Source organism: Pseudochrobactrum lubricantis, from assembly GCF_041929865.1.
Taxonomy (GTDB): Bacteria; Pseudomonadota; Alphaproteobacteria; order Rhizobiales; family Rhizobiaceae; genus Pseudochrobactrum; species Pseudochrobactrum saccharolyticum.
The window spans coordinates 148,944-173,756 of the sequence record NZ_JBHEEE010000003.1; the positions used below are offsets into that span (position 1 = coordinate 148,944).

Here is a 24,813-nt window from a genome sequence, read left to right on the forward strand (position 1 = left end):
TATCATCGCACAAGTTATGCAGGCTTGCCCTTAGGTTAAGGTCAAGTGCTTTCTTTTAAAAAAGATTTTATCCGCAGGAATAGCGAAGATTGCCCGCCGGAAGCAGAAATAGCAATTTGCTGCTTTGCTCTAATTCCGCAGGCCAAAGCCCTGCAGAAGCCGACGGATCGCATAATCCGGTTTTCCGGATGTAAACACAGCCAGATCATCATGATGATGCAGAATCTTGTCTTTATTCTCAGGCAGCAGCGACAACATGCGCCGGGCGATTGCTTCAGCCGGATCAAGCCAGTCAACCGGCCAAGGTGCCAAACGGCGGAATACATTGGCGAGAAACGGATAATGCGTGCAGGCAAGCACAACAATATCCGTACGCTTACCGTCTTTCTCAATGAAGCATGGCGTTATTTGCTCAAGCACCAGTTCATCGTCAATCTTTTCGCCGCGAATATGCGCTTCGGCCAATGTGGCAAGCCGGTCAGCGCCGACAAGACGCACATGGCACTGTGTGGCGAAAGACTGGATCAGATCACGCGTATAGGCACGTTTAACCGTGCCCGGCGTTGCCAGAACCGAGACAAGACCGGAATGTGTGCGCTCAGCTGCAGGCTTAATCGCCGGAACTGTACCGACAAAAGGCGTATCCGGAAAAGCCTGCCGCAGATCATCAAGCACCAAAGTGGACGCCGTATTACAGGCAATCACGCAGAGCTGAGGATGAAACCGGCGGATCAGATCAGCAAACAGGCTGACAATGCGCTCGCGCAAGGCCGGTTCTTCCCATGAACCATAAGGAAAACCTGCATCATCAGCCACATAGATAAAATGGCGGTCGGGCATCAGCACCCGCGCCTCGCGCAACACGGTCAGGCCGCCGATACCGCTGTCAAAAACGATAACTGGCGCATCCTGCCTGCTGGAAATATTGGTTGCTGTATATTGCGCGAGATGGTGCATCGCAAACCTGCCTCAGGACTTCTCGTCCGGTTTATCCTGCTCGGTATTCTGTGTCTCGTCTTTATAAACTCTGGCACGTCCTTCAGGTGCACCAGAACCACGCGGGCTCTTCGGCGAGAAATAATCCAGTGAGGTCAGCACCCCGCGCAGCAAGCGGATTTCAGCTTCCGCAAATGCCGGACGGGTCAGCACTGCCCGCAAATTATTCACCATGATCTCCTTACGCGCTTCAGGGCGGAAATAACCGCGCGTATCCAGAGCTTCCTCCAAATGATTAAAGAAACCGTGTAGATATTCTTTATTCGCTGGTTGCAGTTCAGGCCCGCGGAAAACTGTGTCGGTTTCATTTTCCAGACCGGATTTCATCCATTCATAGGACATCAGCAGCACAGCCTGCGCGATATTGAGCGAGGCAAAGGCCGGATTAACCGGAAATGTCACCAGCTCATCGGCCAGACCGACTTCATCATTTTTCAGGCCGACGCGTTCACGGCCGAACATGATGCCGGTTTTCTCACCGGTACGGAATTTCTGGCGCAGGATTTTACCTGCTTCCACGGGACCACGCACCTGTTTGAAACCGTCACGCTCGCGGGCGGTTGTGGCATAGACAAAATTCAGATCAGCCAGTGCTGACGGCAAATCATCGTAAAGCACCGCACTGTCAATAATATGATCGGCCTTGCTGGCGGCAGAGCGGGCTTTATCATTCGGAAAGGCTTCACGCGGATTGACCAGACGCAATTCGCCGAGGCCGAAATTCGCCATAGCGCGTGCCACCATGCCGATATTTTCCGGCAATTGCGGCTCCACGAGAATGATTGCTGGGCCTTCTGAAATCATCGGGCGCTGTTTGTCTGTACCGGCCATTATCTTCTCAAAACTCGAACTTCACGCGCAAAACGAGACATTCCGCATGCGCTTTTCGCGCTTTTCTTAAACGGAAGAGTGGTGAAATTCAAATCATGCATGATAATTAAACAGGTATCAGCTTAAAAAACTGAATCGCCCGCAACCTGTACCGGCTCTGTCATGCACCGTTGCCAAGCAAATCTCACACCATCGTGAACAAATAAATTGCCCTCTGACAGTATAAAAACCCGTTATCTCCGGCGTTTTTTATTATTCCTGTTCTCAAGGCGTCGTTAGCACTTTGCCTCTTGCCTAAGCAGTGCTATGAGAGGCGCAACTTCATGAAGGAGAGGTTTTAATGGCAAAGATCAAAGTTGCAAATCCCGTTGTTGAGCTTGACGGCGATGAGATGACCCGCATCATCTGGCAGTTTATCAAAGACAAACTCATCCATCCATATCTCGACATCGATCTGAAATATTATGATCTGTCGGTAGAACACCGCGATGCAACCAATGATCAGGTTACCATCGACGCAGCAAATGCTATCAAAGAGCACGGCGTTGGTGTGAAATGCGCCACCATCACCCCTGATGAAGCCCGCGTTGAAGAATTCAAACTCAAGAAAATGTGGAAATCGCCAAACGGCACCATCCGCAACATTCTCGGCGGCGTAATTTTCCGCGAACCAATCATCTGCAAAAACGTACCACGTCTGGTGCCGGGCTGGACTCAGCCGATCATCGTTGGCCGTCATGCTTTCGGTGACCAGTACCGCGCGACTGATTTCAAATTCCCGGGCAAAGGCAAGCTGTCGATCAAATTCGTTGGTGAAGACGGCGAAACCATTGAACACGAAGTCTATGATGCACCATCCTCCGGTGTAGCCATGGCTATGTACAATATCGACGAATCCATCCGTGAATTCGCACGCGCATCGCTGAACTACGGCCTGCAGCGCGGCTATCCGGTTTATCTGTCGACCAAGAACACCATTCTCAAAGCCTATGACGGCCGCTTCAAAGATATCTTTGAAGAAGTGTATCAGGCTGAATTTGCTGAGAAGTTCAAAGAAGCCAAGATCTGGTACGAACACCGCCTGATCGACGACATGGTTGCTTCCGCTCTGAAATGGTCCGGCGGTTATGTCTGGGCTTGTAAAAACTATGACGGCGACGTGCAGTCCGACATCGTGGCACAGGGCTTCGGCTCGCTCGGCCTGATGACCTCGGTTCTGATGACACCGGATGGCAAGACCGTTGAAGCAGAAGCTGCTCACGGTACTGTAACCCGTCACTATCGCCAGCATCAGAAGGGTGAGGAAACCTCAACCAACTCGATCGCTTCGATCTTCGCATGGACCCGTGGTCTCGCGCACCGCGCCAAGCTCGACGACAATGCCGAGCTGAAGCGCTTTGCCGATACACTGGAAAAAGTCTGCGTAGACACCGTTGAATCCGGCTACATGACCAAGGATCTGGCTCTGCTGATCGGTCCGGATCAGCCTTGGCTGTCGACAACAGGCTTCCTCGACAAGATCGACGAAAACCTGCAGAAAGCTATGGCTGCTTAATCAGTCATGATTTGTAAAAAGCCCCGCCTGAATAATCAGGCGGGGCTTTTTCTATTTGAACACGCCTCTCATGCGGATTAATCATCACCGCCACGATGTGAATCCGCTATAGGTTATACTGTAAAACAATACCGGAATGCCTGTAATGACCACCCAAGACCCGTTCGGAAAAAGTGAAAATGCCTTAGCCGTTGTGCTGGCCTTAGCAATGGTTCCGGCACTGGGATTGGGGTTTGCGCGTTTTGCCTATGCGCTTGTGCTGCCAGATATGCGTGCCGATCTGCACTGGTCCTATGCAGATGCAGGCTGGATGAATACCAGTAACGGTATCGGCTATTTGTTCGGCGCTTTACTGGCATCGCGCTTGCTGCGCTATATCAGTGCCTATAAAATGATGATCATCAATATCTGGTTGGTTGTCGTCTCACTGGCACTCTGCGCGGTCTTCCGCGATGTGCTTATTCTCAACCTGCTGCGATTTATTGCCGGTCTCAGTGCAGGTTTGGCTTTTGTGGCCGGTGGCCTGCTGACAACCGGTCTTGCACAGCGTCATCCTGAGCGCAGTTCGGTTATTCTCGGTATTTTCTATGCAGGACCGGGCATCGGTATTTTCCTGTCCGGCCTCGTCATTCCTTATCTGATAGCTTATTTGGGTGCAGGCTCATGGCCTTATGCATGGGCTTTGCTGGCGCTGATCGCCGCCCCTTTGGCTCTGTTGCTGATCGGCGCGCGCGGACAAAATGTGACGCTTTACAAGCCGGGTCAGAAAAGCAAACCTTACCGCGTTAATTACAAAGCCATGAGCGGCATTCTAGCGGGATATCTCTTTGTCGGTGCCGGTTATATTGCCTATATGACCTTTATGATCGCATGGGTGCAGAATTCCGGTGGCGGAGCCATGTTGCAATCGGCTTTCTGGTTTGTGATCGGGCTTGGCGCAATTTCCTCACCATGGGTTTGCGCAGGTATTCAGAAAAAAGTGCTGCATGGCTATGGTTTTGCCCTGCTCTCGCTGATTACGCTGATTGCATCACTGCTGCCGATTTTCTCATCCGGTACGCCTCTGCTGATGATTTCTGCTGCCGGTTTCGGTTGTGCCTTTTTCGCGGTTGTTGCCTCAACCACAGTCTATGTACGCCGCAATCTGCCGCCTGAAGGCTGGGCAGGAGCAATCGGCATGATGACTGTTATGTTCTCAATCGGACAAATTGTCGGCCCTGTGCTGATCGGCTTTATCAATGACCTGACACATAGCCTCTCAAGTGGTCTGTGGGCTTCAGCCGGATTGTTATTGCTGGCAGTGATTTGCGGTATTGCACAACGTGATCTTACACCTGTCCGGTAATCCGGCGATAATGGCTCGGCGGCACTGTATTATATTTCGACCAGACACGGCGCAGATGGCGGGCTGAAGTAAAGCCGGTTTTCTCCGCGATATTTTCCATATCCAGCGGCGAATTGGTCAGAATATCTTTGGCCAGTGTTACGCGGATCAGATTGACATATTCCGTCACCGTCAGTCCCGTATGCTCCTGAAACAGACGCGACAGATTGCGAACACTCATAAAACCGGTATCGGCCAGTTCTGCCAGAGACCAGTACCGCGCCGGATCAGCAATAATCGCATCCTGAATACGATGAATTACCGGATGAATATGATTACGTCCGCTGAGCCACGGTGAAAATTGCGGCTCGCCACCAGTACGCCGGATATAGACAACCATATAACGCGCAATGTTCAGAGCCACGACCGGCGATGTCAGCTTTGCCACCAGATGTAGCATAAGGTCAGTTCCGGTGGAGATACCTGCACTCGAAAAGCGCGTACCGTCTTCCACATAGAGCCGGTTATCCAGCACACGCGCAGCCGGAGCAATTTCACGCAATTCATCGACGGACAGCGCATGGGTAGTGCAGGCATAACCATCGAACAAACCGGCACGTGCAGCAATCAGGGCACCGGAGCAGATCGTTACCAGATGCATTGTTGGCCGGAAGATTGTTTTCAGCCATGCTGCCAATTGCCGGTATTCCGGCTCAGGATCATTTGCCTCTGCCGGTGCTGTTATGGTGCCGCAGACAAGAATATAGGCATCATCCGGCAGCTGTGCTGGCAATGGCTCAAGCCCTGCAACAGCCAGCCCGATTGAACTCACCTGCTCCGTTTGCGTTGAGACAAAATGATAATCAAACAAAATGTCCTGCTGCTCCGCATTGGCACGGCGCAGCACTTCCACCGGCCCCGCCACATCCAGCAGCAGGATATGCGGCGGCACAACAACATAGACTGGTATAATCTTTGGGATCGTCGTGCCGCTTGGCTTATTCACAATCCTGTTTCCTTATAGTGAGACAGCCTGAAGTGCTTCTTCAACCGTAGCAATGCGCGCAAAACGTCCTGCCAGAACCAGCTCCGTGCGCATTTTGATATCCTCAACGGAGAAGACCTGCCCTGAAGGATGCTGCATCGGAAAAGTCAGCGTGGCTTCCGTTATATAATCAACCTGATAGCCCAGATCGGATGCATGGCGCGTTGTCGTTTCACAACATTGTTCGGTTCTGATGCCGCAGATAATCAGCTTGCGAGTACCGCGCTCCGTCAGCCAAATATTCAGCCCGCTTTCTACCAAAGCAGAGTGACGTTGCTTGTAAAACTGCACGGTTGGCTCAATCTCCAGACCTTCCAATGTGCGCACAAAACCGCTTTCCAGCTGAAACACATCATCATTATCCGTGTGCAAAATCTGCACAACCGGAATCTTGCGCTTTGTGGCACCATCAATCAGCGCCTGCACATTCCGGATAAAAGGACGGGCGATATCATCCTGCCATACGGGGCGCTGGCGAAAAGATTCCTGAACATCAATAACGATCAGAGCAGTATCATTGGCGGACATTTTAGGTAACTCCTGTAAAGTGGTATAACAGAAATTACCGCGCCAAAACATAATGAAAAAGTCAGTATCAGGACAATGACCGGACATATCCGGCCATTATTATCATGAAATTTTAAGCCGGAATATGATAAATAATCAACGTGAACTTGGGATCTTGTTCCGTTGTCACAGCTTTCCCGCCAAGGCTTTCTACAAGCTTGCGGCTCGGTATATTTTCTTCTGCTACCGGATAAATAAAATAGTCTGGTGAATAATCCCCCCGCGCCCAATTCATGACAGAAACTATGCCTTCAGGCCCGAACCCTTGCCTGTGCAGTTCCTCACGCACCCAAAGACCTAAACGTGGCGTTGGTGTTTTAAAACTATGCATACCGAATAGACCAATAAAAGAATGATCCACTTTTTTCCGCGCGATGAAAATGCAATTGCTTTCTTCAGCAAATTGCATCGGCCATTTACGCCAAATTTTTTCAAAATCTTCAGCCCGCTCAGGCGGCTCCCAGCGCATATAACGTGCTAAATTCGCTGTCATACACGGCCAGATTTCATCCGCATCTTCTACCCTGAATGGACGCAAGATCATACGCGTTGTTTCAATTTCTGGTATCATTGAGTTTCCTTATAAAGAAAACCCGATGATATGACTTCAGCATTACGTGGCAATTACAAGAAATTACACGTTAACGCCTATACTCCGCGTATGTTTTAAGCCGGAATGTGATAAGTCACAGCCATATATTTCGGCTTTTGCTCAGAGGAGACAAGCTTGCCGCCCAGAGTTTCGGCAATCTTGCGGCTAGCCCGATTTTCTTCGGCTACCGGATAGACGAAATAGTCTACCTGTAACGCTTCCTTTGCCCAGTCGAACACAGCAGTGACCGCCTCTTTTCCGAAGCCCTGCCCGTGTACGTCCTCACACATCCAAACGCCAAACTCGGGTGTGGTCGTTGTTGCCCGATGCACACCGACAATACCGATATAGCGACCGCTTCGGATATCTCTGGCAACAAAGTGGTAATCTGTCCCCTTCAGAAAACGCTCCTCCCACAGAGGTTTGTTCTCCAGAAACTCTTCATAGGATGCAGGCGGCTCCCACGCCATAAAACGGGTCAGCGTTGGGGTAATGTGGCTGTACATTTCCGCAGCATCCTGCGGTGTATATATCCGCAGTTTCAGACGCTGCGTTGTCAGTTCAGGTCTCATCATTTTTCCTCCAATAAAAAAGGGCGCCTGAGGCGCCCTTTAAAATCTGTTTCCGGATGTTCCAGATCAGTTACCGGCTTTCGCCTTTTCCTGTTCTGCTTTCATCTTGGCTTCAAATTCTTTCTGGCGCTTCTGAACTGCGTCCTGAAGTTCTTTCTGGCGCTGTTCAAGTTCGTTCTGCTGCAGACCTTTGCCATTCAGAGCATCGGAGAAACCGGTGAGCTGAACAGTGATCGGATTTGGCTTATTCTGGAAGTTTACGGATGTAAGGGTCAGTTTGCCGCCTTTTTTCAGCGCATTGACCATTTCATCTGTCAGCGGAGCTTCTGCAATGCAGCGATCCGGGAAGCAGATACCGTATTCAACCTTGGTGGTTTTGTTCGCATCAATCTGCATGCCGATACCGGCAGGGATCAGACGACCGGTCGGAACGGAAACCTGAAAAATCTTACGATTAATCTTGCCTTTGATTTCGATCAGGTTGATCGCGGTCAGCAGCTGACCAGAATCTGCAGTCACGATATTCTGTGTATTGCAAATATCATTATCTTCCTGCTTCGAGCAGACCTTGAACCATCCCTGCGGCGGCAGCTGTTGAGCTGTGGCCGGAAGGGTCGCGGTTGCAAGCAGGGCAACGGCGCCGGCAATTGCGGATGCGGCAGCGAATGTCTTCGTGCTGGTCATGATCAACAGGTTCCTTTCAACACTCTGATCTGAATTCTGGCTATGCTGTTTCAGAGAAATAAACAGCCTGTATTTTTTACGGGAATTATCATCGAGACTGGCAAGACAACATTTTCCCCTTGCGGATCAGCAAGTGAACCGAATTTTCGCAACCATGACTGCGGATAAAATACGGCAACAGCGTGACCCTGCGTTATTTGCGGTGTTACACTGACTGTAACGCATTATCCAGTGCCGTTTTATTAACCATAGTTTTTTAACGTCGATTTGCGCTATAAAAACAACGCATTTCCCGCCTGACTTATCAGAAAACGAAAACCGGCCGGTCAATATTTCATATTATAATTCTGTGGCTTGCTGCATATTCCCGCTAAAAAAGCGGTTTATACAGTGCATCCGATACGAATCAAATATGGTACCGGAACGGTATAATCCTCAAACATTCTCAAAATTAATCAAAAACACGCAAAATTCTGACAAATCAGAGCATTCTTATAATTTTACCGGATAGTGATTGACCAATGACACAGCCGTTCCAGCCCTTCCCGCGCATCATCAACAGGCGTCATCTGCTTGCCATGCTGGGAACCTCCGTTCTGGCAACTGCATTTGGCACAACCGGCCTGCCCTTTACTCATGATACAGCACAGGCGCAGACTGTAGCTACCGCACAAGACAGCGTGCCATCCTACGCATTGTCCATGCATGGCGACATTGCGCTGCCAGTCGATTTCAAACATTTCCCTTATACCAATCCGGCAGCACCTAAAGGCGGAAATATCACCTATGGTGTGGTCGGTACCTTTGACAGCCTCAATCCGTTTGTTCTGCAAAGCATGCGCACCACAGCGCGCGGCATGTTCAATGATGCGGATTTCGGCAATCTGATGTTTGAAACACTGATGCAGCGTTCTGCCAATGAGCCTTTCACGCTTTACGGCCTGCTGGCAGAACGTGTTGAAACGGATGATGCGCGCAGTTTTATTGAATTCACACTGAACGAACAGGCAAAATGGTCGGACGGCAAGCCGGTGACACCGGAAGATGTGATATTCACCTATGAAATTCTGACGGAAAAAGGCCGCCCGCCCTATAATGCTCGTATGAACCGCATTGCCAAAATCGAGAAAACCGGTGAACGCGGCATCCGTTTTACCTTTAATGACAAGGCTGACAGGGAATTCCCGTTACTGCTGGCCAGCACTATGCCAGTGCTGCCGAAACATGCGGTTGATCCGGAAACTTTCGGCAAGGCTTCTCTGAAGCCACCGATCGCCAGCGGCCCTTATATTGTTAAGACAGTTAAACCTGGTGAGCGCATCACCTATCAGCGCAATCCTGATTACTGGGCAAAAGACCTGCCGAGCCGCAGCGGTTTCAGCAATTTCGACACCATCACCATCGAATATTTCCGCAATGAAACCTCCTATTTCGAGGCTTTCAAGAAGGGAATCGTTGATGTTTATGTTGACGGTTCACCTAACCACTGGAGCAAAGCCTATGATTTCCCTGCGGTAAAACAAGGGAAAGTCATTAAGGACACGTTTGTCAAAGGCACACCGGCCAATATGCTCGGCTTTGTCTTCAATACGCGGCGCGAGAAATTTGCCGACGTCAAAGTCCGACGTGCGCTCTCCGAGCTCTTTGATTTTGAATGGGCAAACCGCTCGCTGTTCTCCGGTCAATATGACCGTATGGCGAGTTTCTGGCAGGGTTCGGAATTGTCATCCGTCGGTCGTCCGGCGAGTGAAGGTGAAAAGCAGTTACTCGCGCCCTATCAGGATAAAATTCTGCCGGAAACAATGGACGGCACATGGCGCCCGACCACAACCAATGGCAGCGGCCATGACCGTGCGCCTGCCAAAAAAGCCTATGACCTTCTGGAGCAGGCAGGCTTTACCTTTGAAAACGGCGTAGCGCACACACCGGAAGGCACGCGTCTGAGTTTCGAAATCATGACCCGCTCGGTCGATGAGGAAAAGCTGGCATTGGCCTATAAGCGCAATCTGGCACGGCTTGGTATTGTTGCGGAAATCCGCAGTGCTGATGATGCACAATATCAGCAGCGCTTGCAGAATTTCGATTATGATATGATTATCGGTGCGCTGACAGCCTCGCTCTCACCCGGCAATGAACAATGGATGCGCTGGGGTTCCGGCTCCCGTGATGCATCCGGCAGTTTCAACTATCCGGGTGCGCAGGATCCGGCTATTGATGCGATGATTGAAGCTATGCTTGCCGCAAAAGACCGCCCTGCTTTTACCGATGCAGTGCGCGCCTTTGACCGGTTACTGATTTCCGGCAGCTATTATCTGCCACTCTATTATTTGCCGAAACAGCAGGTTGCACGGTGGGAACGGATAAAAATTCCACAAAAAACCTCGCTTTACGGCTATCAATTCCCTACATGGTGGACTGAAACCACCTCTGTGAACTAATAATAACTGGCAAATGATGACAGGTAATTTCATGACTAATAAACAAATCACAATCGATGTTATTTCCGATGTCGTCTGTCCGTGGTGCTTTCTCGGCCGTCAGCGTCTGAAAGCCGCCCTTGAAATGTTGCCGGAACTGAATGTTGAAGTGCGCTGGCGTCCGTTTCAGCTCGACCCGACACTTCCTGCTGAAGGCAAAGAGCGCAAACGCTATCTGGTTGAAAAGCTCGGCTCCCAGAGCCGCGTAAATGAAGTGCATGACCAGCTGATCGCCATCGGCAAAGAAGAAGGCATCGAGTTCGACTTTGATGCGATTGAAGTGGCACCAAATACGCTGGATGCCCATCGCCTGATCCGCTGGGCGGGTGAAGTCAGCGCGGAAGTACAGGATCGCGTTGTCGGCGAATTGTTCTCACTCTATTTTGAACAGGGCGAAAATATCGGCAGCCATGAAATCCTGATCGAAGCCGCAGAAGATGCCGGTATGGAATATACCATTATCGAAACCCTGCTTGAAGGTGACACGGACAGCGACAATGTTCGTGCGGAAATCGCCGTTGCCGGACAGATGGGCGTGACCGGTGTGCCATGCTTCATTCTCGATCAGAAATATGCGGTCATGGGTGCACAGAGCGCCGAAGCCATGGCTGATGCTATCCGTCAGATTGCGGAAGGTTATGAGCCGGGTCTGAGCGAAGATCGCTGATCTTTAAACCACTGCAACAATATTATTCTAAGGCTCTTTGGTGCTCGCCAAGGAGCCTTTTTCGTTTTTCCTTCCATTATAAAGGTGCTCTATGGCAGATCAGCCCACAAATAATGCATTGAAACGCTCAGTATCAGAAAATTGGGAGGCCAATGCTGCGACATGGACGAAGCTTGTCCGCGCCGGTTATGATATTTACCGCGATGCGCTGCACACACCGGCTTTTCTGGAAATGCTGCCGGATATCAAAGGCTTGAACGGATTAGATGTCGGCTGCGGTGAAGGTGCCAATACGCGCGCTCTGGCACGCGCCGGTGCGAAAATGACCGGCATTGATATTGCGCCGACCTTTGTGCACCATGCTTCCGAATATGAAGAAAAAGAGCCGCTTGGTATCCGTTATCTGACGGCGGATGCCCTGCACCTGTCATTCGATGATGCACAATTTGACTTCGCCAGCGCCTTCATGTCGATGATGGATATGCCGCAACAAGGCGATGTGCTGAAAGAAGTATTCCGCATTCTTAAACCGCAGGGTTTCTTCCAGTTCACCATTCTGCATCCGTGTTTTGTGCCGCCGTTTCGTAAGAATATTCGTGATGAGAATGGTAAAGTAACCGCGGTTTTGGTTGCAGATTATTTTGAGAATATTGACGGCAGTCTTGAGACATGGCTGTTTTCAAGCGTTCCGCAAACTGAGCGCGAGCAGCATAAACCGTTCAATATTCCGCGCTTCCACCGCACTTTAAGCGAATGGATCGGCATGATCAACGCTGCGGGTTTTGTTCTCGAGGCCAGTGTTGAACCAATGGCCTCGGAAGAACTGGCCGCAAGAGAAGACGTTGTAGCCGATACGCGCGTTACGCCGATTGCATGGATTGTGCGCCTGCGCAAACCACAAAATTAGCCGCGCAGGAAGCGTTCCAATATGCGGTTAAACAGCTGCGGCTTTTCCAGAAAAGCCGCATGGCCGACCTGTGGCAGCAGGAAAATCGTCTCTTCCCAGAGGTTTTTATAATTCAGCGATGCGATATGCGCATTATTGATGAAATGATCCTCAGCACCATTGAGGATAGCCAGCGGCACGGGGCAATTCTCAGCCATATGCTGCTGGTCGGCGATATTCTCCGCCAGAATATTTTCGAACATTGTCTGGCGTGTGAGCCCGTCAGTTCTGCGCACGGCATCCACCATAAAAGCCGGTGTCGGTTTATCCGGATGCACCACATGGCGCGCATAGGATTGTGCCTCTCCATCGTCCAAATCACGCTGGCCACCATATTTCAACGCTTCACTCGGTACAAAAGCCTGACCGACCGCATCCGCATCTTTAGTAAAAGGCGGCGTGCCGGTAATCATCAACCGGTTGACCGGAGCCTGCTGCGCAATCATTTCCAGACCGATATGCCCGCCGAGCGACCAGCCGAACACGGCTGCCGATGATACATCCAGTGCCTTCAGCACATCGGCTGCGGCCTGCGCATAGCCATGCAATGTATAGGACTTTTGCGGATCAGCAGCATCATTCGAAGCGCCATGTCCCGGCAAATCAAAAGCGATCAGCCGGAAATCATGCGCCAGAGAGGATTCAAACTGCTTGTGAAACACTTCTTTGCACGCAGAATTGCCGTGAATAAACAAAACCGGAGCGCCCTTGCCTGCGCTTGTCATGACCTCAAGACGGCCATGTCTGGTTTCAACCAGCTGTTTTTGCATTCTATTCCCCCCCTGTTTTTTGCTTATTCTCCGGCGATTTTTGCCAGTTGAGTCATGATTACGGCTGAACCGGTCAGGCGTTTTTCAGCGGTCGGATAATCGCGGATAAACACAATGCTCTGATCCGGCCGGATCTTCGCCAGCGAGCCCTGTGCTGCAATCATCTGCACCAGACCTGCCGGATTCGGGAAGGTCTTCTCACGGAACTGAATAACAATGCCCTTCGGCCCTGCATCCAGTTTCTCAACATTAGCCTTACGGCACAGCGCCTTGATAAACACGATCTTGAGCAGGTGCTGTACTTCTTCCGGCAGCGGGCCAAAACGGTCGATCAGCTCGGCACCAAAACCGTCGATTTCCTGCGTTGTTTCCAGATCGGCCAAACGGCGATAGAGACCAAGACGCAATTGCAGATCCGGCACATAAGTTTCCGGTATCATCACCGCTGTGCCAACCGCAATTTGTGGCGACCAATGGCTGTCAATCACAGGACCTTCGGATTTCAACTCGGCAACCGCCTCTTCCAGCATCTGCTGATACAGCTCGAAACCGACTTCCTTGATATGACCGGACTGCTCATCACCCAGCAAGTTCCCCGCGCCGCGAATATCCATATCGTGGCTCGCAAGCTGGAAACCAGCGCCCAAAGTATCCAGCGATTGCAGCACTTTGAGACGGCGCTCAGCGGTCTGCGTCAGCGTTTTGCCCGCAGGCAGTGTAAACAGCGCAAATGCACGCTGCTTGGAACGGCCAACACGACCACGCAACTGATAAAGCTGCGCAAGACCGAACATATCCGCGCGATGCACGATCATGGTATTGGCTGTCGGGATATCCAGGCCGGATTCCACGATAGTGGTGGAAAGCAGCACATCATATTGCCCGTCATAGAAGGCATTCATAATGTCTTCCAGCTCACCGGCCGCCATCTGCCCATAAGCCACGGCAACTTTCAGCTCCGGTACATGCTGGTCGAGGAATTCTTTGATCTCGGCAAGATCGGAAATACGCGGGCAGACATAGAAGCTCTGACCGCCGCGATAACGTTCGCGCATCAGGGTTTCGCGGATGACCAGCGCATCAAAAGGTGAAATGAAGGTACGCACGGCCATACGGTCAACCGGCGGCGTGGTAATCAGCGACAATTCACGCACACCGGTGAGCGCCAGCTGCAAGGTGCGCGGGATCGGCGTTGCTGTGAGTGTCAGCACGTGAATATCGGATTTCAGGTCTTTCAGGCGTTCTTTATGTTTCACGCCGAAATGCTGTTCTTCGTCGATAATCAGCAGGCCGAGATTTTTGAACTTGATCGAATTGCCAAGCAGCGCATGGGTGCCGACAACAATATCCACCGTGCCTTCTTCAACGCCCTTCTTGGTCAGTGCCAGTTCTTTGCTGCCGACAAGACGCGAGGCATGGGCAACATTGATCGGCAGACCATTAAAGCGTGTGGAGAAGGTTTTGAAATGCTGGCGAGACAGCAGCGTGGTCGGCACAACAACAGCCACCTGATAGCCGTTCAAAGCCGCTACAAAGGCCGCACGCAGCGCAACTTCGGTTTTACCGAAGCCAACATCACCGCAAACCAGACGATCCATTGGTTTGCCATCGCTTAAGTCATCAAAGATCGCATCAATGGCGCGCTGCTGGTCTTCTGTCTCATCATAAGGGAAACGGGCAGCAAATTCGCCATAGAGACCATCGGGCGGATTTAGCACCGGCGCACCACGCATTGCGCGTTCCGCAGCAATACGGATCAATTGTCCGGCCATTTCCAGCAGCTGCTTCTTGAGCTTGGCTTTACGCGCCTGCCATGCACCGCCGCCGAGCTTATCGAGCACAGCGCTTGAGCCTTCCGAGCCATAGCGCGACAACAGTTCGATATTTTCAACCGGCAGGAACAGACGGTCGTCACCGGCATAATGTAGCTCAAGGCAATCATGCGGCGCACCGGCAGCAGTGATTGTGCGCAAGCCGACAAACTTACCGATACCGTGATCGACATGCACAACGATATCGCCTGCGGTCAGGCTACCGGCCTCAGAGATAAAATCTGCATCGCGTTTGCGTTTCTTGGTGCGGCGGATCAGGCGATCACCGAGAATATCCTGCTCGGCCACCACAACCAGATCACCGGCATCAAAGCCGCTTTCCACGGCCAGCACAGTTGCGGTGATCTTATCGCGCGACAGGGCTTTGACAGTGCGCAGGTCTTTGACTGTCTCGATCTTTTCCAGACCATGTTCATCCAGTACCTGTAGCAGACGATCAAGTGAGCCTTCCGTCCATGCGGCGATCATGATCTTTTTGCCGCTTGCGCGCAGTTCAGCGATATATTTGGTTACGGCCTCGAACAGATTGACGTCTTTAGCGGCGCGTTCCTCGGCAAAGCTGCGGCCTTTATGGGCATCCGCATGGATAATATGCCGGCCACTGGCTTCCGGCGCTTCAAAAGGCGTGAGATCATAGCGCTTGCCATTGGCCTCTGCCGCCTCTTCCACCTTACGCAGCGACATATAGAGCTGGCTTGGTGCTACCGGCTTATAGGGAATAGCATCAGCGGCTTCTTTGCCCTCTGCCTGTTTCTGACGGGCATCATAATGGTCAAGCACCAGCTTGTGACGCTCGGCAATAGCTTCCGGCACCAGATGATCGAATACAACAGGCATTGCGCCTGTGTGATCGAACAGGGTTTCCATTTCGTCATAGAACAATGGCAGCCAGTGCTCCATACCGGCAAAGCGGCGGCCTTCCGAAATCGCGGCATAAAGTGCGTCATCACGCGACGGCGCACCAAAGGCAGCAATATAATTCTTACGAAAACGGCTGATCATATCCGGCGAGAGCGTAATCTCGCTCATCGGCTGGAGAGTGAACTCCTTGCGTGTCTCGGTAGTGCGCTGCGAAGCCGGATCAAAGGCGCGGATGCTCTCCAGCGTATCACCGAAGAAATCCAGACGCAGCGGCTCTTCCGCACCCGGTACAAACAGATCGAGAATACCACCGCGTACAGCAAACTCACCGACATCGCGCACTGTCGGCACGCGTTCAAAGCCGTTGCGTTCAAGGCGCTGGGTCAGTTCATCCATATTCACACGGTTGCCCGGGCGCGCAGAGAAACTCTGTTCAGCTAGCACAGCGCGCGGCGGCAGCTTCTGCAACACCGCATTGGCTGTGGCAATAATCAGCGCCGGATGTTTTTGCTCGCGTAAGGCGCTCAACTGGCTCAGCGCGTTCAGACGTCTCGCCGAGACTGTTGCACCGGGGGAAACGCGGTCATAAGGCAGACAGTCCCATGCAGGAATATGCAATACTGGCAGTTCCGGCATGATAAAGCCGATAACCTGCTCAATATCCGCCACGCGCTGCCCGTCACGTGCGATGAACAGTATCGGCCCTTTATCACCCGCCTCTTCCAGAATTTTGGTCAGCACAAAGGCTTCATAACCATCGGCCACACCGTCAATCAGCACATGATTGACGAGTACCGGTTTCAGACCAAGTTTGGAAAATACGGGCATAGGATGACTCTGCTATGTGTACGAACTTCTGATTTATAAGATCAATAGTCGATTTTATCGCGGAACAAAATAAGATCACGGAACAAAACCGTGTCAAAAGCTTCCGGTGTTTTGTCTTCGCCGGTAATCCATTTGAACAGGTCGCGATCGAGCACTTCGAGCAGGCGCTCAAACTCATTCAAAGTATCTTCATCCATGGTTGCAATATGCATGTCAGCATATTGACCGAAGATCAGATCCATTTCCTTCATACCGCGGTGCCATGAGCGGAACAGCAGCTTGCGACGACGCGGATCCAGCTGTGCGCCTGCCTCGGTGCCCGATAATTTACTGCCTGTGCTCATATCACTCTCCGGATTAACGTCTGTGCATTCAATAATGTTACCAGCCATATAACGCGGGATGAGCGCGATGTCAGCTTGCAAGTTAATAAGATCTAAGTAAGTTTGCTTTCATGCGTCCAAGTCTGCTTGATCCCCTGTTTGCATCCGTCCGCACCCTTACCGGCATCGGACCTAAAGTCTCTGCTCTGCTGCTGAAACTGCTCGGCGCGGAAAGCGCGACGATGCTTGAGCCGCGTGTGGGACAATTGCTGTTCTTACCACCAAACAGTGTGATCGACCGGCGCAACCGTCCGGGTGTGGCTTTTGCGCAGGAAGGGGCCGTGGTCACGTTGGAAGTGACAGTTGATGAATATCAGTTCTCACCCTCTACGGCCAAATCCGGTGCCTTTATGCGTGGCTCCGTGCCCCATCGCATTTATGCCCATGATGATACGGGCGAAGTAACACTGGTTTTCTTCCGCGCTCAACGCCCGTGGCTGGAAAAGAGCCTGCCGCTCGGAGAGAAAGTCATCGTCTCCGGCAAGGTGGAATGGTTCAACGGCCGCGCTTCAATGGTGCATCCCGATCATATTGCGCCGATGGACGGCAGCGATGATCTGCCGCTGATCGAGCCGGTCTATCCGCTGACCGCCGGTCTTTCACCCAAAACACTGGCACGCGCGATGCGCGATGCGCTGACACGCATTCCTGATCTGCCGGAATGGCAGGATAAAACGCTGATGCAGCGGGAGGGCTTTCCGTCTTTCTCGCAAGCGCTGCATCATCTGCATCTACCGGAAGAACCCGAAGATATTGCGCAGGACAGTCCTTCACGCCGCCGCCTCGCCTATGATGAATTTCTTGCCGGACAAATGGCACTGGCACTGGTGCGCGCCAAGACCAAACGACTGTCTGGTCGTCCGCTCAATGGTACGGGCAAAATCACCGCACAAATATTGGCCAATCTGCCCTATAGCCTGACGAAAGGTCAGGAACAGGCGATTAAAGATATTATCGGCGATCTCAAACAGCCGGAGCGGATGTTGCGTCTGCTGCAAGGTGATGTCGGCGCGGGTAAAACCGTGGTCGGTCTATTGTCCATGGCACATGCGGCAGAATCCGGCGGGCAATCGGCTCTGATGGCACCGACTGAAGTGCTGGCACGTCAGCATTTTGCAACCATTGCGCCGCTGGCAGAAAAAGCCGGATTGAAAGCTGCTTTGCTGACAGGCCGCGAAAAAGGCAAAGAACGCCAGCGTATTCTCGACGAACTGGCTGATGGTACAATTCATATCATTATCGGCACTCATGCGCTGTTTCAGGATAAGGTCGAATATCATGATCTGGTATTTGTGATTATTGATGAGCAGCACCGTTTTGGCGTGCATCAGCGTCTGCAGCTCACCGCCAAGGGTACTGCGCCGGATATGCTGGTGATGACCGCCACACCGATACCGCGCACGCTGGTTCTGACCGCTTTCGGCGATATGGATGTTTCCAAACTCACCGAGAAACCGGCAGGCCGCCAGCCGATCACCACAGCGATTGTGCCAAGTGAGCGGTTGAGTGAAATTGTTGACCGGATGCGCAAGGCAATTTCCGAGGGGCAGAAAATCTACTGGATCTGCCCGCTGGTGGAAGAATCAGAACATGTTGAGCTGACCTCTGCCGAAGAACGCTTTCAGTCATTTCTACCGGTGTTTGGTGACAAGCTTGGCCTCATTCATGGCCGCATGACCGGACAGGAAAAAGATGATGCCATGCTGGCTTTCAAGCGCGGTGATACAAGCCTGCTGATTGCCACAACGGTGATTGAGGTTGGTGTGGACGTGCCGGATGCCACAGTGATTGTGATTGAGCATGCCGAGCGCTTCGGCCTGTCGCAATTGCATCAGCTACGTGGCCGTGTCGGGCGTGGTGATAAGCCGTCCACTTGTCTGCTGCTCTATAAAGGCCCGCTGGGTGAGATTGCCAAAGCGCGTTTGCAGGTGATGCGCGAGACGGAAGACGGTTTCCGTATTGCCGAAGAAGACCTAAAACTGCGTGGTGAAGGCGAATTGCTCGGCACCCGTCAGTCCGGCACGCCGGGCTTTAAGCTCGCCTCGATGGAAGCGCATACTGATCTTTTGGAAATCGCCCGTAAAGATGCCCGTCTGATGCTGGAGCGCGATATTGATTTGCAATCTGAGCGTGGTCAGGCGCTGCGCCTGCTGCTCTATATTTTCGGACGTGACGAGGCAATCAGGCTGCTGCGCGCGGGATAATACTGCATGAGCCAGCAATCCTGCATCTGCCCCTCATGCATTTCATGGACAGGCAAAAGGCGGAGTTTTTCAAAGCCGCATTTTTCATAACAGGCAATAGCACGTAAGTTACGGCTTTGCGGGTCAAGTACAAGGCGCTGTGCTGCCTTATCTGCTATGAGATAATCGCGCATCAGTGAGACAAGCTGTGTGCCAAGTCCCAGCCCCCAGAAATCCGGTTCGCCGATAAACTGATCCAGCCCGTAGATCACGTCCTCAACCGGTAGTTCCAGTGTCTGTTTATCTTCGCTATCCAGCGGGTAGAACTGCACATAGCCCAGCGGCTTATTATCCAGCAACACCAGACACGGTGTGGTTTCCCCCTGATCTTCGATAAAAACTTCGATAATAGATTGCAGATCGAAGTGCTTGTCGCGTCCTTCATAAAATTCCAGCACCCGCTCATCCTGCAGCCAGCGCAGCATCACCGGCGCATCGCTTTTCTGCAAATCACGTATCGCCAATCCGCCTTGCTGCACCAGCATAACCATCCTCCCGCTGCTTATGATCTATAAATAAAAAGCCCGCTTATCTGAGACAAGCGGGCTTTGAAAAAACAGACTGCTTTGGCTTATTCAACAGTCACGGATTTCGCCAGATTGCGCGGCTGATCGACGTCTGTACCCATAAACACAGCAGTATAATAAGCCAGCATCTGGATCGGCAGAGCATAAACCAGAGGTGCAATGAATTCCGGCACATCCGGCATGATCAGCACGGAATGCGCATCCACATTAGCGTGTTTTGCACCTTCCTTGTCCGTGATCAGGATGATACGGCCACCACGGGCTGCCACTTCCTGCATATTCGACACGGTCTTTTCATAAAGACGGTCAAATGGTGCAATCACAATCACCGGCATGGTTTCATCAATCAGCGCAATCGGGCCGTGCTTCAACTCACCGGCTGCATAGCCTTCTGCGTGAAGATAGGAGATTTCCTTGAGCTTCAGCGCACCTTCAAGAGCCAGCGGATAGGAAGTACCGCGACCGAGATAAAGCACATCTTTGACATTCATCAGATCGCGGCAGATTGCTTCGACCTTTGGTGCCAGTTTCAGCGCTTCATGCAATACACCGGAGAGATTGCCAAGCTCGCTGACCAGCTGCTTCTCTTCTTCCGGTGTAATCGTGCCGCGTGCCTTGGCAGCAGATAGTGCCAGCGAGGCCAGAACCGAAAGCTGACAAGTGAAAGCCTTGGTCGATGCCACGCCGATTTCCGGCCCTGCCAGTGTCGGCAGAACAATATCGGACTCGCGGGCAATGGTGGATTCACGCACATTGACCACAGCGGCAATCGGCAGCCCCTGCGAGCGGCAATAACGCAGCGAGGCCAGCGTATCGGCAGTTTCACCGGACTGCGACACAAACAGTGCCAGCGTATCGGTTGAGAGCGGCATTTCGCGGTAGCGGAATTCCGATGCAATATCGATCTCTACCGGCAGACGCGCATAGCGTTCCAGCCAGTATTTGCCGATTGTTGCTGCGTAATAAGCAGTACCGCAGGCGGAAACAGCCATACGGTTGATCTTCGACCAGTCGATATCATTGACATCGGTGCGGATCGACGAGGATGCGAAATCCAGATAATGCGCCAATGTGCGGGAAATCACTTCCGGCTGCTCGTAGATTTCCTTTTCCATGAAGTGCTTATAATTGCCTTTATTGACAACATAAGCGCCACTGGCCGATTGCTGCACAACGCGGCTGACCGCATTATTGCCTTCATCATAGATGGCCACGCTGTCACGGGTCAGAACTGCCCAATCACCATCTTCGAGATAGGTCACTTTATCGGTGAACGGTGCCAGCGCGATCGCATCGGAGCCAAGGAACATTTCCCCTTCACCATAGCCGATTGCCAGTGGTGAACCGCGACGCGCTGCAACCAGCATTTCATTTTCGCCGGTGAACAGGAAAGCCAGTGCAAAAGCACCGCGCAAACGGCCAAGCACATTGCGCACCGCATCAACAGGCGCATCGCCGGAGCGGATATTGCGGGCGACCAGCTGCGCTACGGTTTCAGTATCCGTATCGCTCTGGAACTTAACGCCTTCAGCTTCCAGCTCTGTACGTAGTTCAGCAAAATTTTCGATAATACCGTTATGGACAATCGCAACCTGTTCGGTAGCATGCGGGTGCGCATTGCGTTCTGTCGGCGCACCATGGGTTGCCCAGCGTGTGTGACCGATACCGATTGTGCCGCTCAGCGGTTCTGCCGCCAAACGGTTTTCCAGATTAACCAGCTTACCTTCCGCACGGCTGCGGGCAATCTGATTATCCACCAGAGTGGCAATACCGGCTGAATCATAACCGCGATATTCAAGACGCTTCAGCGCATCCACAAGCCGCATTGCGACCGGCTTTTTACCGACAATACCAATAATTCCGCACATGAGTGTCTGTTCCTGTTGCGTCTTTGTTTTAAGGTCTGGCCTATAGGCCTTAAGACCACACAATTCCTATCATCACTTTAAATTTAAAAATGATGATTTTATGATAATTATTTGTTTTTTCTTGCCTTAATGGCTTTATATTTTTCGCGCAAAACCTCTGCACGGCCTTCTTTATTAACCTGACGGGCGCGGCCGAGAGCCAATGCATTTTCAGGCACTTCATCGGTAATCACGCTGCCGGAAGCCACATAAACACCGTTACCAATTGTCAGCGGCGCAACCAGAGCAGAGTTGGAACCGACAAAAGCATTGCTGCCGATTGTGGTTTTGAACTTGTTATAGCCGTCATAATTGCAGGTAATAACACCCGCTCCGATATTGGTTTCCGCACCTACAGTTGCATCGCCGATATAGGACAGATGATTGACCTTGGCACCGGCGCCGATATCCGCATTTTTCACTTCGCAGAAATTGCCGACCTTGGCTTTCTCGGCCAGTTTTGCACCCGGACGCAGGCGTGCGAACGGCCCCACACTGGTATTGGCACCAATATGTGCGCCTTCAATATGCGAGAATGCATGGATAACGGCCCCGCTCTCAACGGTTACCTTTGAACCAAAGAACACATTCGGCTCAATCAGCACATCGGCCTCAATCAGCGTATCATGCGCAAAGAAAACCGTTTCAGGTGCAATCAGCGTCACGCCGGATAGCATTACATCACGGCGCTTGCGTGCCTGCCACAGTGCTTCGGCTTCGGCGAGCTCTGCACGATTATTAATGCCGATGACATTCTCAACCGGTACATCAATGGCAATAACATTCAGCCCTTGTGTATGCGCCAGCTTCACCACATCGGTGAGGTAATATTCGCCTTTGGAATTATCGTTCTTCACGGCAGAGATTAACTGCAACGCATGCTTGCCATTCAGCGCCATCAATCCGCCGTTGCAGAATGTGATTTTACGTTGCTCGTCCGTCGCGTCTTTTTCTTCAACGATGGCAATCAGCTTGCCATTTTCTTCAACCAGACGGCCATAGCCGGTCGGGTTTTCCGGACGGAAGCCCATCACCACAATATCCGCGCCTTCCGCCAGCTTGTTACGGGCAGCGCGCAAAGAGGTCTCTTCGATCAGCGGTGTGTCACCAAACACGACCAACACATCATCATGCGATTCCGCCAGAGCTTCACGCGCAGCCAGAACCGCATGGGCAGTACCAAGACGCTCGGTCTGCTCGTAGAAACGCGCTTTATCGCTGATTTTGCCAACAGCCTTCTGCACATCAGCCGCGCCGCGACCGACAACAACGGCCAGGTCAGCCCCATCATCCACGCCCTGCACGGCCTTAACCACATGCCCCACCAGCGGCAGGCCGGCAATCTCATGCAGTACTTTGGACATGGAAGACTTCATGCGGGTACCCTCACCGGCAGCGAGGATGATAGTCAGGCAGGATCTGGAAGCCATATTAATTCCGTGTTTCATAACTGGCAAAGAGGTCTGAATTATCAGAACCACTTTAAAGGCAAAACGTATAGATTCATTTACACAAAACAAGCAAGGTGCCGATGATTTTGCATGAATCGCGGTATTATTCTGTTTTTAAACAGTTTCCTGTTCAGGATTTATGGTTGTGCCGGTCACTTTTCAGAAACAGCCGGTACGTATTGTGATTAGCCGAGCTTGCCCAATACAGGGAATGTCTCAAGCAGCCAGAAAGCAAAAGCTTCCATACCGCCGGTGAGGAACAGGATACCGGCAAGCACCAGCAAAATACCCATTACTTTTTCGACCTTGCCCATATGCACGCGGAAACGTGACAGGAACCGCATGAAACGTCCGGAAAACAACGCCGCCAGCATAAACGGAATGCCCAGCCCCAGCGAATAAACAGCCAATAGTGATGCACCATCCAGCACAGAAGCTTTGGAACCTGCAAGTGTCAGGATCGGCCCCAAGACCGGCCCGATACATGGTGTCCAGCCGAATGCGAAGGCCAGCCCCATAATATAGGCACCCAAAGGTGTGGCCGGTGCGGAATTTGCCTGAAAACGTGCTTCCCGTGACAGCATCGGAATGCGGATCAGTCCGAGAAAATTCAACCCCATCACAATAATAACAAGACCGGCGGCAATCGCCATTTCCTGCTGCCATTGACGCAGAAAGTGACCGATTGACGATGCACCGGCACCAAGCGCCACAAATACGGTGGTAAAGCCGAGAACAAATGCAAATGACGTCACCAGCAACCGGATGCGGTTGCGTGTGGCCTGCGAGGCCTCTCCGCCATTGCGGAAATCATCCACACTCACACCGGCCATATAGCAGAGATAAGGCGGCACGAGCGGCAGAACACAGGGAGAGAGGAAAGATAAGGCACCGGCACCAACAGCTGTCAGATAAGAAATGTCGATTGCCATATTATTTCCCTGTCAAATTACGAAATCCGTGACTTTCAGCAACCACCAGCCTTGCTCCGCCGATTCAGTGCGAGCTCACGGGCATGGTGCTGCTTATAGTCGTGCGGGTCTTATAGCCAGAAATGTTCCGGATAGGAACTGCAGGTGCGAATATCGGTAAATTTTCAGGAATCAGCCATGCAAACAATGGCTTGCCGGAATCATTCTTTAAAAGAATCTCATTCGGAGGCATGAATCGCCCCTCTGTATTTTTCTTCAGACCACAGAAATCATCAAATATGCATGATATGAGCGCGCTTTCCGCACCTCAACATGGGGAAAAACCGGAAAAAACTTCAAAAAATCCGCTCACACTTCAAAAACAATGATTTTTAGTGTTGACGATCGCGATATCGGCACCTATGTATCGCCGCACTTGCAGAGCATTACCGAGATGCTCCTGACAGAGACTTCTTGTCTCAGAAATTGCAAGAGCGCGTAGCTCAGCCGGTAGAGCAACTGACTTTTAATCAGTAGGTCCACGGTTCGAACCCGTGCGCGCTCACCACTTTCTCCTCTTATAAAATCCTCTTAAATTTGAGCAGCTTGTTTGTCTGCGCATTAAATCTGTCTTTGTACCTGTCTTGTGTATAAACTTAAGATTTTGAATTTAAACACTGATTTTAGTGTTGACGATGGCGCCAAACCGCCTTATGTATCGCCCCACTTGCAGAGCATTACCGAGATGCTCCTGACAGAGACTTACTGTCTCAGAAATTGCAAGAGCGCGTAGCTCAGCCGGTAGAGCAACTGACTTTTAATCAGTAGGTCCACGGTTCGAACC

21 protein-coding genes and 2 tRNA genes (1 of these 23 cut by a window edge) are annotated in these 24,813 nt (G+C 51.8%); 9 read left to right on the forward strand and 14 right to left on the reverse strand.

What is annotated here, in order from left to right; all coding sequences use genetic code 11:
* Positions 1-129: 129 nt before the first annotated feature.
* Both murI and JNC80_RS07870 read right to left on the reverse strand, forming a co-directional pair.
* A complete protein-coding gene (gene murI / locus JNC80_RS07865; protein ID WP_075655330.1) occupies positions 130-957 on the reverse strand; it encodes a glutamate racemase in 828 nt (275 codons plus the stop codon).
* Between the two features lie 12 nt (positions 958-969).
* Complete coding sequence (locus JNC80_RS07870; RefSeq protein ID WP_121992610.1) at positions 970-1,827, reverse strand: RNA methyltransferase; 858 nt, start codon at positions 1,825-1,827, stop codon at positions 970-972.
* A 340-nt stretch (positions 1,828-2,167) separates the two neighbouring features.
* Here JNC80_RS07870 and JNC80_RS07875 point away from each other — a divergent pair, with 340 nt between their 5' ends.
* Positions 2,168-3,382, forward strand: coding sequence for an NADP-dependent isocitrate dehydrogenase (locus tag JNC80_RS07875; protein WP_075655334.1), 1,215 nt, complete (start codon positions 2,168-2,170; stop codon positions 3,380-3,382).
* Positions 3,383-3,527: 145 nt separating this feature from the next.
* Complete coding sequence (locus JNC80_RS07880) at positions 3,528-4,727, forward strand: YbfB/YjiJ family MFS transporter (RefSeq protein WP_376709992.1); 1,200 nt, start codon at positions 3,528-3,530, stop codon at positions 4,725-4,727.
* On the opposite strand, the gene JNC80_RS07885 is transcribed toward JNC80_RS07880, so the two are convergent.
* From JNC80_RS07885 to JNC80_RS07905, 5 genes are all read right to left on the reverse strand, one after another.
* Positions 4,711-5,712, reverse strand: a complete 1,002-nt coding sequence (locus JNC80_RS07885; protein WP_376709993.1) for a GlxA family transcriptional regulator — start codon at positions 5,710-5,712, stop codon at positions 4,711-4,713. The two genes, JNC80_RS07880 and JNC80_RS07885, sit on opposite strands and share 17 nt — an antisense overlap.
* A gap of 12 nt (positions 5,713-5,724) precedes the next feature.
* Complete coding sequence (locus JNC80_RS07890; protein ID WP_376709994.1) at positions 5,725-6,279, reverse strand: isochorismatase family protein; 555 nt, start codon at positions 6,277-6,279, stop codon at positions 5,725-5,727.
* Between the two features lie 112 nt (positions 6,280-6,391).
* Positions 6,392-6,889, reverse strand: a complete 498-nt coding sequence (locus JNC80_RS07895; RefSeq protein ID WP_376709995.1) for a GNAT family N-acetyltransferase — start codon at positions 6,887-6,889, stop codon at positions 6,392-6,394.
* 95 nt (positions 6,890-6,984) lie between these two features.
* Entirely contained in the window at positions 6,985-7,485 is a 501-nt protein-coding gene (locus JNC80_RS07900; RefSeq protein ID WP_376709996.1) for a GNAT family N-acetyltransferase, read from the reverse strand.
* 63 nt (positions 7,486-7,548) lie between these two features.
* Positions 7,549-8,166, reverse strand: coding sequence for an invasion associated locus B family protein (locus JNC80_RS07905; RefSeq protein WP_075655347.1), 618 nt, complete (start codon positions 8,164-8,166; stop codon positions 7,549-7,551).
* A 701-nt stretch (positions 8,167-8,867) separates the two neighbouring features.
* Between JNC80_RS07905 and JNC80_RS07910 the strand changes: the two genes are divergently transcribed.
* From JNC80_RS07910 to JNC80_RS07920, 3 genes are all read left to right on the forward strand, one after another.
* Complete coding sequence (locus tag JNC80_RS07910; RefSeq protein WP_376710132.1) at positions 8,868-10,604, forward strand: extracellular solute-binding protein; 1,737 nt, start codon at positions 8,868-8,870, stop codon at positions 10,602-10,604.
* 31 nt (positions 10,605-10,635) lie between these two features.
* Positions 10,636-11,310, forward strand: a complete 675-nt coding sequence (locus JNC80_RS07915) for a DsbA family oxidoreductase (protein WP_022712334.1) — start codon at positions 10,636-10,638, stop codon at positions 11,308-11,310.
* Between the two features lie 91 nt (positions 11,311-11,401).
* Positions 11,402-12,217, forward strand: coding sequence for a class I SAM-dependent methyltransferase (locus tag JNC80_RS07920; protein ID WP_376709997.1), 816 nt, complete (start codon positions 11,402-11,404; stop codon positions 12,215-12,217).
* Here JNC80_RS07920 and JNC80_RS07925 read toward each other — a convergent pair.
* From JNC80_RS07925 to JNC80_RS07935, 3 genes are read right to left on the reverse strand one after another with little or no spacing between them, the layout of a single operon-like run.
* Positions 12,214-13,026 carry an alpha/beta fold hydrolase gene (locus JNC80_RS07925; RefSeq protein ID WP_376709998.1) on the reverse strand — a complete coding sequence of 271 codons (813 nt, stop codon included), beginning with the start codon at positions 13,024-13,026 and terminating at the stop codon, positions 12,214-12,216. The two genes, JNC80_RS07920 and JNC80_RS07925, sit on opposite strands and share 4 nt — an antisense overlap.
* Positions 13,027-13,049: 23 nt before the next feature.
* A complete protein-coding gene (gene mfd, locus JNC80_RS07930) occupies positions 13,050-16,547 on the reverse strand; it encodes a transcription-repair coupling factor (protein WP_376709999.1) in 3,498 nt (1,165 codons plus the stop codon).
* Positions 16,548-16,588: 41 nt separating this feature from the next.
* A complete protein-coding gene (locus JNC80_RS07935) occupies positions 16,589-16,891 on the reverse strand; it encodes an FAD assembly factor SdhE (RefSeq protein WP_116088034.1) in 303 nt (100 codons plus the stop codon).
* 110 nt (positions 16,892-17,001) lie between these two features.
* Between JNC80_RS07935 and recG the strand changes: the two genes are divergently transcribed.
* On the forward strand, positions 17,002-19,134 hold the full coding sequence (recG, locus tag JNC80_RS07940) for an ATP-dependent DNA helicase RecG (protein ID WP_376710000.1): 2,133 nt from the start codon (positions 17,002-17,004) through the stop codon (positions 19,132-19,134).
* Here recG and aac(6')-Ian read toward each other — a convergent pair.
* The 4 genes from aac(6')-Ian to JNC80_RS07960 form a co-directional block, all read right to left on the reverse strand.
* The gene (gene aac(6')-Ian / locus JNC80_RS07945) at positions 19,086-19,658 is read right to left on the reverse strand and encodes an aminoglycoside N-acetyltransferase AAC(6')-Ian (RefSeq protein WP_376710001.1); all 573 of its coding nucleotides are present in this window, start codon (positions 19,656-19,658) and stop codon (positions 19,086-19,088) included. The genes recG and aac(6')-Ian overlap by 49 nt on opposite strands.
* Before the next feature lie 86 nt (positions 19,659-19,744).
* On the reverse strand, positions 19,745-21,568 hold the full coding sequence (gene glmS, locus JNC80_RS07950) for a glutamine--fructose-6-phosphate transaminase (isomerizing) (protein ID WP_376710002.1): 1,824 nt from the start codon (positions 21,566-21,568) through the stop codon (positions 19,745-19,747).
* A gap of 107 nt (positions 21,569-21,675) precedes the next feature.
* On the reverse strand, positions 21,676-23,037 hold the full coding sequence (gene glmU / locus JNC80_RS07955; protein ID WP_376710003.1) for a bifunctional UDP-N-acetylglucosamine diphosphorylase/glucosamine-1-phosphate N-acetyltransferase GlmU: 1,362 nt from the start codon (positions 23,035-23,037) through the stop codon (positions 21,676-21,678).
* Positions 23,038-23,243: 206 nt separating this feature from the next.
* Positions 23,244-23,990: a cytochrome c biogenesis CcdA family protein gene (locus JNC80_RS07960; RefSeq protein WP_213597712.1), complete on the reverse strand. Its 747-nt coding sequence runs from the start codon at positions 23,988-23,990 to the stop codon at positions 23,244-23,246.
* A gap of 122 nt (positions 23,991-24,112) precedes the next feature.
* Here JNC80_RS07960 and JNC80_RS07965 point away from each other — a divergent pair, with 122 nt between their 5' ends.
* The 3 genes from JNC80_RS07965 to JNC80_RS07975 all read left to right on the forward strand — a co-directional run.
* Positions 24,113-24,358: a hypothetical protein gene (locus tag JNC80_RS07965; RefSeq protein ID WP_376710004.1), complete on the forward strand. Its 246-nt coding sequence runs from the start codon at positions 24,113-24,115 to the stop codon at positions 24,356-24,358.
* 103 nt (positions 24,359-24,461) lie between these two features.
* Positions 24,462-24,537: transfer RNA gene (locus tag JNC80_RS07970), tRNA-Lys, on the forward strand.
* Positions 24,538-24,752: 215 nt separating this feature from the next.
* Positions 24,753-24,813 (forward strand) — tRNA-Lys (locus JNC80_RS07975); it runs 115 nt beyond the window's last position.

Excerpts from the sequence above, each read along its gene's own strand:
- murI (WP_075655330.1), bottom strand. The coding sequence starts at position 957 with ATGCACCATCTCGCGCAATATACAGCAACCAATATTTCCAGCAGGCAG.
- JNC80_RS07870 (WP_121992610.1), bottom strand. The coding sequence starts at position 1,827 with ATGGCCGGTACAGACAAACAGCGCCCGATGATTTCAGAAGGCCCAGCA.
- JNC80_RS07875 (WP_075655334.1), top strand. The coding sequence starts at position 2,168 with ATGGCAAAGATCAAAGTTGCAAATCCCGTTGTTGAGCTTGACGGCGAT.
- JNC80_RS07880 (WP_376709992.1), top strand. The coding sequence starts at position 3,528 with ATGACCACCCAAGACCCGTTCGGAAAAAGTGAAAATGCCTTAGCCGTT.
- JNC80_RS07890 (WP_376709994.1), bottom strand. The coding sequence starts at position 6,279 with ATGTCCGCCAATGATACTGCTCTGATCGTTATTGATGTTCAGGAATCT.
- JNC80_RS07895 (WP_376709995.1), bottom strand. The coding sequence starts at position 6,889 with ATGATACCAGAAATTGAAACAACGCGTATGATCTTGCGTCCATTCAGG.
- JNC80_RS07900 (WP_376709996.1), bottom strand. The coding sequence starts at position 7,485 with ATGATGAGACCTGAACTGACAACGCAGCGTCTGAAACTGCGGATATAT.
- JNC80_RS07905 (WP_075655347.1), bottom strand. The coding sequence starts at position 8,166 with ATGACCAGCACGAAGACATTCGCTGCCGCATCCGCAATTGCCGGCGCC.
- JNC80_RS07910 (WP_376710132.1), top strand. The coding sequence starts at position 8,868 with ATGCATGGCGACATTGCGCTGCCAGTCGATTTCAAACATTTCCCTTAT.
- JNC80_RS07915 (WP_022712334.1), top strand. The coding sequence starts at position 10,636 with ATGACTAATAAACAAATCACAATCGATGTTATTTCCGATGTCGTCTGT.
- JNC80_RS07920 (WP_376709997.1), top strand. The coding sequence starts at position 11,402 with ATGGCAGATCAGCCCACAAATAATGCATTGAAACGCTCAGTATCAGAA.
- JNC80_RS07925 (WP_376709998.1), bottom strand. The coding sequence starts at position 13,026 with ATGCAAAAACAGCTGGTTGAAACCAGACATGGCCGTCTTGAGGTCATG.
- mfd (WP_376709999.1), bottom strand. The coding sequence starts at position 16,547 with ATGCCCGTATTTTCCAAACTTGGTCTGAAACCGGTACTCGTCAATCAT.
- JNC80_RS07935 (WP_116088034.1), bottom strand. The coding sequence starts at position 16,891 with ATGAGCACAGGCAGTAAATTATCGGGCACCGAGGCAGGCGCACAGCTG.
- recG (WP_376710000.1), top strand. The coding sequence starts at position 17,002 with ATGCGTCCAAGTCTGCTTGATCCCCTGTTTGCATCCGTCCGCACCCTT.
- glmS (WP_376710002.1), bottom strand. The coding sequence starts at position 21,568 with ATGTGCGGAATTATTGGTATTGTCGGTAAAAAGCCGGTCGCAATGCGG.
- glmU (WP_376710003.1), bottom strand. The coding sequence starts at position 23,037 with ATGGCTTCCAGATCCTGCCTGACTATCATCCTCGCTGCCGGTGAGGGT.
- JNC80_RS07960 (WP_213597712.1), bottom strand. The coding sequence starts at position 23,990 with ATGGCAATCGACATTTCTTATCTGACAGCTGTTGGTGCCGGTGCCTTA.
- JNC80_RS07965 (WP_376710004.1), top strand. The coding sequence starts at position 24,113 with ATGTTCCGGATAGGAACTGCAGGTGCGAATATCGGTAAATTTTCAGGA.